A 13,083-nucleotide genomic window follows, 5' to 3' on the forward strand; every position below is an offset into this window, starting at 1 on the left:
TCGGTACGCCATCAACTTCGCGTGCTTAACAAGGCGACGACCTGCTCGTGCTTGTTCTTGCCGGCAATATCAAGCGCGGTCGACCCGTCGTCAAGTTTCGCACGCGCATCCGCGCCCTTGCTCAGCAACAGTGAGACTTCCGCCAGATGGCCGTTTCCGGCAGCCTTATGCAAGGCTGTCCACCCGTCATTCGATGGCATGTTCAGATCCGCGCCGCGTTCGATGAGGATGGAAGTGACCGTCAGATTGCCGCGCGTCGCCGCCTGCAAGAGCGGTGTCCAGCCGTGGTTGCTGCGCGCATTGACGTCGACCCCCTTGTCCAGCAGCAGCCTCACCACCTCGCCGGAACCATTGAATGCCGCCCAGTGCAACGGGGTATATCCGGCAGAGTCCTTGTGATGGATATTCGCTCCGGCCAGGATCATCATCTCCGCCATCTCGACATTGCCGTTGGAGGCCGAGATCATCAGCGGCGTCCAGCGTCGCTCGTCGAAAGTGTCAACATCCATCCCGGCACCGATGAACATGGACATGACGTCATTCTTGCCGGATTCGGCGGATTTGATCATCCCTTCCGGCGAACAGGATACGCCCCGCTGCTCGATCTCATGTCGCACTTCCTTGGCAAAGGATGCCCACGGATTGACCTCTTCGCGGTTACGCTGCCGCGCATGCACCATGCTCAGGTACACGATGTCTGCCGCCACATCCTTGGGGAAACCCTGCCGGTCCGGGCGGTTGCTGACCATCAGCTCGACGAAATAGGCATCGATCTCCGTCTTGTCCCATAACTCCATGATCCTGTTGAGCACGCGCGGATATTTCTCCGCGAGCGCATGCGGGTAATTCTGCGGACGGTTATTCAGTATCTGTAATAGTCTTGCATCCATGGTCTATTGGTTCGCGGCAATCAATCGCAGTACGGTCGCCAGCCCTCCCCGGCTCCCAACATAACAAACTTCCCGGCAAGCGCAAAGGAACACGGGCTAACGCGCTCAATCCAGCTCGCGATAAACCACCGACAGCACTTCGAGCTCATTGATACCTGCCGGGGTCTGCAATCTCGCCACATCGCCTTCACGCAACTTGAGCAGCGCTCTCGCCAACGGGGAGACCCAACTGATCCGGCCACGTCCCGCTTCGGCCTCGTCGACGCCGACAATGCAATAAGTACTCTCGCACCCGTCATCGTTGCATACCGTCACCGTCGCGCCGAAGAACACCTGTTCGCACCCGCCGCGTTGCGCCGGATCGACCACCTCCGCTTGATCCAGACGCTTGCGCAGGAAACGCACGCGCCGGTCGATCTCGCGCAGGCGCTTCTTGCCGTAGATATAGTCCCCGTTCTCGGAGCGGTCCCCATTGGAAGCCGCCCAGGTAATGGTCTTCACCAATGCCGGACGTTCCACCTTCCACAGATGATCGAGCTCATCCTGCAGCTTGCGGTATCCGCCCGGCGTGATGTAATTCTTTACGCCTGCAGGCAATCGGTCGACTCCGCCCGCCTCGTCATCCTCATTGTGTCGTAACGCCTTGCTCATGATCGGGAAGTGTACAGCAACAGCAACGGCAGAAAGTCAGGTGGCGGCTGCACTGGCAATTTCGTCGCAAAAAATGGAAAAGGGCTGGATCGCTCCAGCCCTTCGATAATTTGGCGTCCCCAACGAGATTCGAACTCGTGTTACCGCCGTGAAAGGGCGATGTCCTAGGCCTCTAGACGATAGGGACGTTGTTACTTTCAGCTTCTTTGGTGGAGATAAGCGGGATCGAACCGCTGACCTCTTGCATGCCATGCAAGCGCTCTCCCAGCTGAGCTATACCCCCGTTGCACCCCAAAAAGAGCGCGCATTATAGTGATGCGACCCGCGCTTGTAAAGCAGGCTTCCCGGAAAAATCACAAGTACCGTTTCAGGCGCGCCAGCACGGTCTCGCGCGGGAACAGGGCAAGCACCGCATCGACCGATGGCGTATGGGTCTGGCCGACCAGCATCACGCGCAGCGGCATCGCCAGCCTGGGCATTTTGAGATTGTGTTTGGCCAGCGACTCTTTTATCAGGGCCGCAAGAACCGGCGCTTCCCACACAACGTCGGCAAAACGTTCGGCGAGCTCGCGCAACGCGGGCAACACCTCCGGAACCAGATGCGCATCCAGCAATTCCTGCGACGGACGGACTTCGATATAGAACACTTCCGCCGCATCGGCCAGTTCGTTGAGCGTAGCGACACGCTCCTTGTACAGCGCGATCACCGACTCCAGCGCCGGAGCTTCCCCCACGGTCAGCCCGCGTGCTTCCAGGCGCGGACGCACCAGCGCTGCCAGGCGCGCGCTGTCGGCCTGCTTCAGGTAATGCTGGTTGAGCCAGTTCAGCTTCTCGGTATTGAACTGCGCGGCGGATGCCGTGATGTGATCGAGGTCGAACCACTGGCAGAATTGCTCCACCGAAAAGACCTCCTCGTCGCCGTGCGACCAGCCCAACCGGGCCAGATAATTAACCACCGCTTCCGGCAGGTAACCGTCCTCGTCATACTGCATCACGCTGACCGCACCGTGGCGCTTGGAAAGCTTGGTACCGTCATCGCCGAGTATCATCGACAAGTGCGCATACTGCGGCAAGGTCGCCCCCAGCGCCTTCAGGATGTTGATCTGGCGCGGCGTATTGTTGACATGGTCGTCGCCACGGATCACATGCGTGATCTTCATGTCCCAGTCATCCACCACGACGCAGAAGTTATAAGTCGGCGTGCCATCCGAACGGGCGATGATCAGGTCGTCCAGTTCGCTGTTCTCGAACACGATCCTGCCCTTGACCAGGTCGTCCCACGCCGCCACGCCGTGGTGCGGGTTCCTGAAACGCACCACCGGCTTGACCCCATCGGGCGGGGCCGGCAGCACCTTGCCCGGCTCGGGCCGCCAGCGACCGTCATAACGCGGCTTATCGCCGCGCGCGCGCTGTTCCTCGCGCATCGCTTCCAGCTCTTCCGGTGAGGTGTAGCAATAATAGGCAGAACCCTCGTCCAGCATCTGCCGGATCACCTCTTTGTAGCGGTCCATGCGGCGCATCTGGTAGAACGGACCTTCGTCGCAGTCCAGCCTGAGCCATGCCATGCCGTCCAGGATGGCCTGCACCGCCTCCGGGGTGGACCGTTCCACATCGGTATCTTCAATGCGCAGGATGAAAGCGCCGCCGTGCTTGCGGGCATACGCCCATGAGAACAGGGCCGTGCGTGCGCCACCGATATGCAGATAACCGGTGGGGCTGGGGGCGAAACGGGTACGTACAGTCATGACTTGGACAGGAAAGCAAAAAACGAGGCGCGCATTTTACGGGCTTTGCCCGGCGTGCGCACAAAGAAATTGACGGCGCGCGCGGCCTTATGCTTTAATCCGCGCCCTCGAAAAGGGCGGTTAGCTCAGCGGTAGAGCACTGCCTTCACACGGCAGGGGTCACTGGTTCGAACCCAGTATCGCCCACCATTACAGCCAAGGACTCGGTCGCAAGCCCGGGTCCTTTTTATTTATTCGCCTGCCCGTACCAGCCCTGACTCGCATTGGCGACCTTCACCACCATCAGCATCACTGGAACCTCGATCAGCACGCCGACCACGGTCGCCAGCGCCGCACCGGACTGGAAACCGAACAGGCTGATGGCAGTAGCCACCGCCAGCTCGAAGAAATTGCTCGCACCGATCAGCGCCGAGGGTGCCGCGACGCAGTGCACCACACCCAGGCGGCGGTTCAACCAGTAGGCCAGCCCGGAATTGAACAGCACCTGGATCAGGATCGGCACGGCCAGCATCGCGATCACCAGCGGCTGCGCAACGATGGCGCTACCCTGCAACGCGAACAGCAGCACCAGTGTCACCAGCAGCGCGCCCATCGAATACGGGGCGATATGCGCCATCGCACTCGCGAACGTCTTCTCGCCCTTCGCCAGCAAGCGGTGGCGCAACAATTGCGCGATGATGACCGGGATCACGATGTAGAACACCACCGAAACGAACAGCGTGTCCCATGGCACCGCGATGCTGGCAATGCCAAGCAGCAGTCCCACCAGCGGCGCGAAAGCGAAGATCATGATGGTGTCGTTGAGCGCCACCTGGGACAGCGTGAAATACGGGTCGCCTTTCACCAGGTTGCTCCACACGAACACCATCGCGGTACACGGTGCTGCGGCAAGCAGGATCAGGCCGGCGATGTAGCTGTCGAGCTGATCCTGCGGCAGGTAATCGGCAAACACATGGCGGATGAACAGCCAGCCGAGGAAGGCCATCGAGAACGGTTTGACCGCCCAGTTGACGAACAGCGTGACGCCGATGCCGCGCACATGCGCCCTGACCTGATGCAATGCGCCGAAATCGATTTTCAGCAACATCGGGATGATCATCACCCACACCAGCACGCCGACCGGAATGTTCACTTTGGCGACTTCCAGCGCGGCAATGGCATGGAACGCCTCTGGCAATAACTCGCCGAGCAGCACGCCGATAAAAATGCATGACGCGACCCACAGGGTCAGATAACGCTCGAACAGGTTCATGGTCAATCCTTGATGCGACCGATCTCGGCCAGTCTCTCTTTCAGTGTGAGTCCATCCAGCTTCTCGATGGGCAGGCTCATGAATAACTGGATGCGGCGTGCCAGTTGCCCGGCCGCCTTATTGAATGCGGCACGGCGCGCTTCGTCGCCCTCGATATGCGCCGGGTCGGGGATGCCCCAGTGTGCCGTGGTCGGTTTGCCCGGCCAGACCGGACAGACCTCGCCCGCCGCGTTGTCGCAGACGGTAAAGATGAAATCGAATTCCGGCGCACCGGGCGCGGCGAATTCGTCCCAGCTTTTGCTGCGCAGGCCTTCGAGGCTGTATCCCTGTGTTTGCAACCATTCCAGCGCGCCCGGATTGACGCGGCCGGCCGGCTTGCTGCCCGCGCTCCATGCCCTGAACCGTCCCCTGCCCAGTTCGTTGAACAACACTTCGCCGAGAATGCTGCGCGCGGAATTGCCGGTACACAACACCAGCACGTTATAGGTTTTGTCCTGCAAGATATCCTCCATGGATGATTTGATTATTTTGTCTTCGGCTGACAGGCAGCCGCATCGCCACCGCAACAGTTCTCGGTCAGGTACGCCACGATCCCGTTCATCGCCGTAAAGTTTGCTGCGTAATAGATGAAGCGCCCTTCCTGTCTGCTATCCACCAGCCCGGCATGACTCATGGTCCTGAAGTGGAACGACAGTGTCGCCGGCGAGACTTTCAGCTTCTCGGCCACCTGCCCCGCCGCCAACCCTTCCGGGCCGCACGCAACCAGCAACCGGTAGATCGCCAGCCGGGTCGGCTGCGCCAATGCAGCCAGCGCCTTTACCACTTGAGCCGGTTTCATCATTTTACATTTCCATTGTTAAACAATTATTAAAATATCTGGCGCAATGTTACTGCAAAGGACAGACATGCGCAAAGCCGGTGAATTACTTCTCCCAGAAAGGGCGTTGCCTGGCAAAACGCCGCACAATCTTGTGCAACGAGGCGAACTGGCCGGACAGATCGTGGGCGATCCACCCTCGGGCCAGCACGATCGCCTCCTGATGCGCCGACAGGCTCCGGTCAGCCGCAGATTCGTCCAACAAACGATGCGCGACCGCAATATCGTTGATCTGGCCGAGCACCTCCTGCACCTCGCTGAGCGCCGCAAGGAAGGCGCGGCTTTTCTTCCTGCCATATATGCCGGAAAAGAATTCGGCGCTATACCTCAGTTTCTTCGCGAGAATGCGCATCGCGTGCAACCGCTCCGCATCAAGGGTATTCAGGTGCCGCATGGAGCGGGCGAACCGTTTGTCCAGCCTGCGCAAATGCCGCATCGAGAAGTCATCCACCTGCAGGGCAGCGCCTTCATTCTGCCAGTACGGGCCGTTCATCCAGATGGCAAAACGCAGCATCAGCCGCTGCATCGCGCGCGCGCGCGCCTCCCCGCGCAACGCGGCGTAGCAACCGTCGCGCTGCCGCTCGCTATGGGCCAACAGCGCCTGCAGGCCGCCATGCCCCGCCATGCGCGCGCACATCGGCCGGATCGTCTGGTCGATGAACACGTCCCACTCGCGTATCCGCCCCAGGTCGACGCACATCGCCGCCACCTCGCCGGACAGTGCGGCAAGCCCGTCGTCGGCCCGTATCTTCCCGGCCATGCGCAACACCACGCGCAGGCGGCGCAACGCAACGCGAACCTGATGCAGATATTCCGCATCGTCGCTCCACATCGCCCCGTGCAGATTGCCTTGCAGATGGGTCAGGCAGGACCAGGCCAGCGTCTGCAACGCATCCGCCAGCCTGCCGGTTCCGGAAAGACCGGGCGCGACGGCCTTGACTGGTTGCTCGACGAACCCGGACAGCAGCCGGTAACCCCGCTCCGCCTTGTTGACCGTTTCGAGTTCGAACGGCACGACCTCGAGTATCGCCAGCGCCAGCTCGAACAGGTGGCGCGGGTCGCCGGATTTCAACTCCAGTTCCAGTTCGCAGATCGGGACACTGTGCTGCTCGGTGCGCGCCTCGCCGTGATCCATGCAGACCTCGATCGACGAGCCCTGCCAATCCAGCAAACGGCTGGAACGGAAGAAATCGGTGACGAACACCGGCTGCAATTCATCGCGCCACGACAGCGGCAACAGCGTGTCCCATTCCGCCGCTTCCGGCATGGAAAAGTCCAGCGCCGCCCGGCTTACCGGCACCTCCCACTCGTGGCGTTCATGCAGGCCGCCCTTGAGCGTTCCGCCGCCCTTCAGGGTTTGCAGCCATTGCCTCCCGGCACGGCGCAGGCGCAATGCCATCCTGGCTTTGTTCAGAGCCAGCGACGGGGTGTCGTAATAGATATTGTGGAGGTGTCGGGTGACCGGTCGTGCGAGCTGGTACGTGCGCAACAGGGGATGCCGTTTCAGCCGTGCAAGCTGTTCCGGTGCGAGGCGCAGCTTCAGTTCGGATTCGATGGCCATCACGCTCCCCGTTTGCGCATCCCGTTCCTCATGCCCGGCGCATCCGCCGATGGAATGTTGGTGGAATCATACCACCTGCCCCGCCGCATGACCCGAAGCCCATGCCCACTGGAAGTTATAGCCGCCCAGTTGCCCGGTGACGTCCACCACCTCGCCGATGAAATACAGCCCGGACACCTGGATGCATTCCATCGTCTTTGACGACAGCGCGCGCGTGTCGACCCCGCCGCAGGTCACCTCGGCCTTGCCATAGCCTGCCGTGCCGGATGGCAACACTTCCCAGTCGTGCAGCCGTTCGGCGATCCGTTTGCGCTGTTTGTCGTTGTACTGGTTCAGCGGCTGGTTATCGATCCCGGCCTGATCGGCAAGCTGCGCGCACCAGACATCGGCAAAGCTCTTCGGCAGCCATTGCGCCAGGAAATTGCCGAGCAGTTTCTTGCTGCCCTTCTGTTCGTCGAGCACAGCCGCCATATCGCGTCCCGGCAGCAAGTCGATATGCAACGGCTTGCCATGCTGCCAATAGGAAGAGATCTGCAGTATCGCCGGACCGCTCAAGCCGCGATGCGTGACCAGCAGGTTCCCGCGGAACGATTGCCTGCCGAAGCTCACCACCGTATCGACGGAGACGCCGGTCAGGTCGGCAAAAGGCTTCCAGTCGTCCGGGGCAAAGGTCAGCGGCACCAGACCGGGCTTGAGCTTGACGATGGGGATGCCGAACTGTTCCGCGATGCGGTAACCGAACGGGGTCGCGCCGGCCTTGGGGATGGACAGGCCGCCGGTCGCGATCACCAGCGAGGCGGCATCGAATTCGCCGCGTGTCGTATCGACGTAGAACTTGTGTTCCACCTTCCCAGCCGCGCCCTGCCCGCCGCGCCCATCGTCCAGCGATCCGCCTTCGGGAGACGGGTAATACTTGACCTCGCCGACCTCGCAATTCATGAAACGCTTCACGCCCGCCGCATCGCATTCCCCGCGCAGCATCGCGATGATCGCGTCCGAGCCTTCATCGCAGAATAACTGCCCGAGTTCCTTTTCGTGGTATCCGATGCCGTGCTTGTGCAGCAGCGCAATGAAATCCTGCGGCGCGTAGCGCGCCAGCGCCGACCGGCAGAAATCCGGGTTGCCGGAAATGAAATTTTCCGGCCCGCTGCCGAGGTTGGTGAAATTGCAATGCCCGCCGCCGGAAATGCGTATCTTCTCGGCGAGCTTCTTCGCATGGTCGAGCAACACCACGGAACGGCCGCGCTGGCCGGCCTGCAAGGCGCACATCAGGCCTGCCGCGCCCGCGCCGATGATGACCACATCTGTTTTCATGTCGGATTCCTGCGCCCGCGAGGGCGCGTTGATTGAAGTTGAGTACGGACAAAAAACCGTCCGCGAAAAACACGAAAGAACTACCGGACTTCAGGCCACGCCTTCGATCCGTTTCCACAAACACGCGCCCTTGCTCGCCTTGTCGATATCGTCCAGTTGTTGCGCATGCCCCGCCAATTCCTCCGCGCTCGGCGGCAACACCCTCGGCCTGGGACAGGATGCATCCGTGCCCAACGCAGCCAGTTGGCGCCCGGATACGGGATCGTCGCCGAGCAGGCTTTCCTGTCCGCGCGTCATCGCGAAATACACCTCGGCGAGCAATTCGGTATCCAGCAGCGCACCATGCAGCGTGCGATGGGTATTGTCTATCTCATAGCGGCTGCACAGCGCATCCAGACTGTTCTTCTTGCCGGGATGCATTTCGCGCGCGAGCTTGAGCGTATCCACCACCTCGTTCCGCAACGGCGGCAAGCCGGCCCGTTCCAGTTCGTGATTCAGGAAGGACAGGTCGAACGGCGCGTTATGGATGATGAGCTCCGCGTCCTCGATGAACTCCAGGAAGCCGGTCGCGATGTCGGAGAATTTCGGCTCGTTCTGCAGGCGTTCATAGGTCAGCCCGTGGATCCTCACCGCATCCTCCTCGATCTCGCGTTCCGGATTGAGGTAGCGATGAAAACGGCTCTGCGACACCTTGCGTCCGTCCAGCTCGATCGCCGCCAGTTCGATGATGCGGTGCCCCTGCCGGGGGTCCAGTCCGGTGGTCTCGGTATCCAGCACAATTTTACGCATCTTCATTCTCCCGCACGGACTCCACGCCCCGGTTCGCCAACTCGTCGGCGCGCTCGTTGCCGTCATGCCCGGCATGTCCCTTGACCCAGATCCATTCGATCTCGTGCTGCGCCGCCAGCGCGTCCAGCCTGCGCCACAAGTCCTCGTTCTTCACCGGCTTCTTGTCCGCCGTCTTCCAGCCGCGCAGCTTCCAGCCATGCACCCATTCGCTGATGCCCTGTTGCACATACTTCGAGTCGGTATGCAGCTTCACGCGGCAATGCCGCTTCAGGGCTTCCAGCGCGGAGATCGCCGCCAGCAGCTCCATGCGGTTGTTGGTGGTGTGCGCCTCGCCGCCGAACATCTCGCGCTCCTTGCCCTTGCTGCGCAACAGCGCGCCCCATCCGCCCACGCCGGGGTTCCCCTTGCATGCGCCATCCGTGAATATCTCGACCACGTCCTTGTTCATTGCGGATCAGCCTCGCTGCGTTGCGAAATCCTGTTGTTCAGTTTCGGCGAGACCTGGCAACAGTTTGCTCACCAGCCCCTCGTTCCATTGCGGCTTGATCAGCCGCATCCCGTGCACGCGTTTCACCGCATGCAGAAAATACACCCCGCCGCTCACCGCCCACCAGCGGTCCCCTGCCGCCTCCATGAACGCGCAGCGCTCCAGCCATTTGGCCTGGTGGAACGGCGGCGCATAGGCCGCGAAACGCCCCCCCACCACCTCGAAACCCAGCAAGGCCAGCCAGTCCTTGAGGCGCGACAGCGCAATGAACCGCCCGCACCACGGATAACCCTGCCGCCTGCCCAGCGCGCGGTGCAGCCCCCACAGACTGCGCGGATTGAAACCGCTGATGACCAGACTGCCTTCCGGCATCATCACCCGCTCCACCTCGCGCAAGATCTGGTGCGGATGTTCGGCAAAATCGAGCGTGTGCGGCAACAGCACCATATCCATGCTGGCACTCGCGAACGGCAACTCCGTACAGCACAACCGCACCGCATTGCCGGCCTGGCTGCCGGCACTGAAGCGCAGCGGCACGCGGCTGCCGCGCAGGAAATCCTGTTCCGGCGAACCCATCTGCACCGCGTTATAACCGAAGATATCGCTCACGGCGTGGTCGAAGAACGCATACTCCCGCGCCAGCACATAGCTGCCCTGCTCGGTGGCAAACCATTCGCTCAAACTCTGCGCGGTTAACTTACAATTCGGCATCGCCTTCGTTCCGTGAATCATCCATGTTCCAGATCACCGCCATACCCGCCCTCAAGGACAACTACATCTGGGCGATCCACAACGACCGTCATGCCGTCGTGGTCGACCCCGGCGAGGCCGCCCCGGTATTCGCCTTCCTGCGCGGGAACGGCCTGCAGCCCGTCGCCATCCTGTGTACCCACCGGCATGCCGACCACATCGGCGGCATCGCGGAACTGCGCGAAGTATACAACGTGCCGGTGTGCGGACGGCGGCATGCGAACAATCCGCACGTCACCCGCGACCTGCGCGAAGGCGACCGCATCGAACTCGACGCGCCCGGCCTCGCGCTCGACATCATCGAGATCCCCGGCCACCTCGACGACCACATCGCCTACCTTGCGCCGGACATACTGTTCTGCGGCGACGTCCTGTTCGGCGCGGGCTGCGGCAGGAACTTCGAGGGCAGCCTCGCGCAGTTGCACCATTCGCTGCAACGCCTGGCCGCACTGCCCGACAGCACCCGCGTGTACTGCGCCCACGAGTACACCGCCGCCAACCTGCGCTTCGCCCTCGCCTGCGAACCGGACAACCCCGACGTACGGCAACGCATCGCCGAAACCGAACGGCTGCGCGCCGCCAACCTGCCGACCCTGCCCTCCACCATCGAACTGGAAAAGGCCACCAACCCCTTCCTGCGCTGCGCACAGCCGGAAATCCTCCGCACCCTGCAACAGAACGGCCTGGACGACCACAGCGAACTCGGCGTATTTACTGCCCTGCGCGAATGGAAGAACCACTTCTGATTGCGGCAAAAGGCATTCTGGTTTATCCTGCGCGCCCTTTCGGATAACCAGCGACTTGGCGGCTTTGCCGCCTAGTCGAATGGCTAGTAGCTCCACCAGAGGTGGATGAGCGGTTTAAGTCGCACGCCTGGACAACACGCTGCGTAGCGGCTTGTTGCGGCGTAGGCTAACGTGAGCGCAGCAAACGTTAAGCTGCGAAGCTGCGGCCGTAGCCAAAGCGTGCCCGAAAAGTAACACAGCAGTACCATCTGGAGAGGTGGATGAGCGGTTTAAGTCGCACGCCTGGAAAGCGTGTGTGGGGTAATACCCCACCGAGGGTTCGAATCCCTCCCTCTCCGCCAAATACAAAACCGCCCCTTGTGGGTGGTTTTTTATTTGGTTGAACGGGAGGGTACGGGTTCGACAACACGCCGCGCAGCGGCTTGTTGCGGCGCAGGCTAACGTGAAGCTTGCGAACGTTAAGTGCGGCAGCACGGCCGAAGCCACCAGCAGCTCGCGCAGGATGCCGAAGGCAGTCCCGAGTGCAACGAGGGATGAAGCTTTCGCGCAGGCAACGCGAAAACTGAACAATCCCGCCCTCTCCGCCATATCAAAGACTTAGGGGTACTTAACCCTACTTCTTCATACCTGAACCTACCTAAAAACTAGGTTTTCGCTGTGCCAAATTTGCGCCAACTGTGCCAGATTTCTGAGGGGTTTTCTAAGTAGCCTTGAAAATCCTCAGTGTTGGTGCGCGCCGAAAATTGGCCATTTTTTGGGTGTAAATGGGTGTAGTATTGGCTCATGCTGAAAATTGACTCCATTCAGATCACCCCGGAGATCCTCAGTCTGATTGCCAGGATCGACGAGTTCAAAGGCGCTTGGCGCGCCTTGGGCACGCTCGCCCCCGCTCGCCTGTCGGCCTTGCGCCGCGTGGCCACCATCGAGAGCATCGGTTCCTCCACCCGCATCGAGGGCAGCAAGCTGTCCGACCGGGAGGTGGAACAGCTCCTGTCGAATCTGGAGATCAAATCCTTCGCCACCCGCGATGAGCAGGAAGTGGCTGGCTATGCCGAGCTGATGGACTTGGTGTTCTCATCTTGGCAGGACATCCCGTTCACCGAGAATCAAATCAAACAGTTGCATCAGATCTTGCTGCGTCACAGCGAGAAGGACACGTGGCATCGCGGCAATTACAAAACCAACTCGAACAGCGTCGCTGCTTTCGACGAAACCGGCGCGCAGATCGGCATCGTGTTTCAGACCGCGTCACCTTTCGATACACCTCGCTTGATGACGGAGTTGGTGGCCTGGGTGAATCAGGAGCGCGAGACTGCCCGGCTGCATCCACTGCTAATCATCGCCCTGTGCGTCGTCGTTTTCTTGGAGATCCATCCCTTCCAGGACGGCAACGGGCGCCTCTCCCGGGTGCTCACCACGTTCCTGCTGCTGCAGGCCGGGTATGCCTATGTGCCGTACAGTTCGTTGGAAAGCGTGATTGAACACAGCAAGGAAGCCTACTACCTGGCACTGCGCCAGACGCAGGGCACGATCCGCACGGAATCCCCGAACTGGCAGCCGTGGTTGGTGTTCTTTCTGCGTTCTCTGGCCGAGCAGATGCGGCGTCTGGAGAAGAAGGTCGAGCGCGAGAAGATCGTGCTGGCGGCCATGCCTGAGTTGCAGCTACAGATCGTCGAGTTTGCCCGCGAACATGGTCGTGTCACCATTGGCGATGCCATTAAGCTGACCGGGGCTAGTCGGAATACGCTCAAGCAGCATTTCCGCACCCTGGTCGAACGCGGTACGCTGAACCAGCATGGCAGTGGCCGAGGGGTTTGGTACGACATGCGCTAAGCCCCCTGCACCCAACGTGTCCTTGATCTGTGTAGATCGAAAACAAACAGGTTCGTTATGAAATTCCCGCCAGTCGTGATTCAGGCCAAACAGAAAATTAGCCCTGCTCAGATAGGGCCGTAATTGGGTTCGCCACGATTAGCCTTGCTGTTACATTAATTCAGATGAAATACCAGATGAAAGGTACC

The 13,083-nt window shown here is 60.9% G+C and carries 13 protein-coding genes and 4 tRNA genes; 4 read left to right on the plus strand and 13 right to left on the minus strand.

What is annotated here, in order from left to right; translation table 11 throughout:
• Positions 1–11 precede the first annotated feature (11 nt).
• From IPM27_03755 to gltX, 5 genes are all read right to left on the minus strand, one after another.
• Positions 12–890: an ankyrin repeat domain-containing protein gene (locus IPM27_03755; GenBank protein MBK9160668.1), complete on the minus strand. Its 879-nt coding sequence runs from the start codon at positions 888–890 to the stop codon at positions 12–14.
• A 105-nt stretch (positions 891–995) separates the two neighbouring features.
• Positions 996–1,541, minus strand: a complete 546-nt coding sequence (gene greB, locus IPM27_03760) for a transcription elongation factor GreB (protein MBK9160669.1) — start codon at positions 1,539–1,541, stop codon at positions 996–998.
• Positions 1,542–1,652: 111 nt separating this feature from the next.
• Positions 1,653–1,728 (minus strand) — tRNA-Glu (locus tag IPM27_03765).
• Positions 1,729–1,748: 20 nt separating this feature from the next.
• A tRNA-Ala gene (locus IPM27_03770) sits at positions 1,749–1,824 on the minus strand.
• 70 nt (positions 1,825–1,894) lie between these two features.
• The gene (gltX, locus tag IPM27_03775) at positions 1,895–3,286 is read right to left on the minus strand and encodes a glutamate--tRNA ligase (GenBank protein ID MBK9160670.1); all 1,392 of its coding nucleotides are present in this window, start codon (positions 3,284–3,286) and stop codon (positions 1,895–1,897) included.
• Positions 3,287–3,400: 114 nt separating this feature from the next.
• Here gltX and IPM27_03780 point away from each other — a divergent pair.
• Positions 3,401–3,475: transfer RNA gene (locus tag IPM27_03780), tRNA-Val, on the plus strand.
• Between the two features lie 37 nt (positions 3,476–3,512).
• Here IPM27_03780 and arsB read toward each other — a convergent pair.
• The 8 genes from arsB to IPM27_03820 all read right to left on the minus strand — a co-directional run bounded on the left by arsB (position 3,513) and on the right by IPM27_03820 (position 10,277).
• A complete protein-coding gene (gene arsB, locus IPM27_03785; protein ID MBK9160671.1) occupies positions 3,513–4,538 on the minus strand; it encodes an ACR3 family arsenite efflux transporter in 1,026 nt (341 codons plus the stop codon).
• Between the two features lie 2 nt (positions 4,539–4,540).
• The gene (locus IPM27_03790; GenBank protein MBK9160672.1) at positions 4,541–5,041 is read right to left on the minus strand and encodes an arsenate reductase ArsC; all 501 of its coding nucleotides are present in this window, start codon (positions 5,039–5,041) and stop codon (positions 4,541–4,543) included.
• A gap of 20 nt (positions 5,042–5,061) precedes the next feature.
• Positions 5,062–5,376, minus strand: a complete 315-nt coding sequence (locus tag IPM27_03795) for a helix-turn-helix transcriptional regulator (GenBank protein ID MBK9160673.1) — start codon at positions 5,374–5,376, stop codon at positions 5,062–5,064.
• An 85-nt stretch (positions 5,377–5,461) separates the two neighbouring features.
• Entirely contained in the window at positions 5,462–6,976 is a 1,515-nt protein-coding gene (locus IPM27_03800) for a CHAD domain-containing protein (GenBank protein ID MBK9160674.1), read from the minus strand.
• A 66-nt stretch (positions 6,977–7,042) separates the two neighbouring features.
• Positions 7,043–8,290 (minus strand): NAD(P)/FAD-dependent oxidoreductase, encoded by a 1,248-nt coding sequence (locus IPM27_03805; GenBank protein MBK9160675.1) that lies wholly within the window; start codon positions 8,288–8,290, stop codon positions 7,043–7,045.
• 90 nt (positions 8,291–8,380) lie between these two features.
• Positions 8,381–9,079 (minus strand): DNA polymerase III subunit epsilon, encoded by a 699-nt coding sequence (gene dnaQ / locus IPM27_03810; GenBank protein MBK9160676.1) that lies wholly within the window; start codon positions 9,077–9,079, stop codon positions 8,381–8,383.
• Positions 9,072–9,527: a ribonuclease HI gene (gene rnhA / locus IPM27_03815; GenBank protein ID MBK9160677.1), complete on the minus strand. Its 456-nt coding sequence runs from the start codon at positions 9,525–9,527 to the stop codon at positions 9,072–9,074. Before rnhA ends, dnaQ begins: the two co-directional genes overlap by 8 nt.
• A 6-nt stretch (positions 9,528–9,533) precedes the next feature.
• Positions 9,534–10,277, minus strand: a complete 744-nt coding sequence (locus IPM27_03820) for a methyltransferase domain-containing protein (protein MBK9160678.1) — start codon at positions 10,275–10,277, stop codon at positions 9,534–9,536.
• A 23-nt stretch (positions 10,278–10,300) separates the two neighbouring features.
• Between IPM27_03820 and gloB the strand changes: the two genes are divergently transcribed.
• The 3 genes from gloB to IPM27_03835 all read left to right on the plus strand — a co-directional run bounded on the left by gloB (position 10,301) and on the right by IPM27_03835 (position 12,895).
• On the plus strand, positions 10,301–11,062 hold the full coding sequence (gene gloB, locus IPM27_03825) for a hydroxyacylglutathione hydrolase (protein ID MBK9160679.1): 762 nt from the start codon (positions 10,301–10,303) through the stop codon (positions 11,060–11,062).
• Positions 11,063–11,312: 250 nt separating this feature from the next.
• Positions 11,313–11,403: transfer RNA gene (locus tag IPM27_03830), tRNA-Ser, on the plus strand.
• Between the two features lie 442 nt (positions 11,404–11,845).
• Positions 11,846–12,895: a Fic family protein gene (locus IPM27_03835; protein MBK9160680.1), complete on the plus strand. Its 1,050-nt coding sequence runs from the start codon at positions 11,846–11,848 to the stop codon at positions 12,893–12,895.
• Positions 12,896–13,083 lie beyond the last annotated feature (188 nt).

Source organism: Nitrosomonadales bacterium (genome assembly GCA_016716325.1).
Lineage (GTDB): Bacteria > Pseudomonadota > Gammaproteobacteria > Burkholderiales > Gallionellaceae > Gallionella.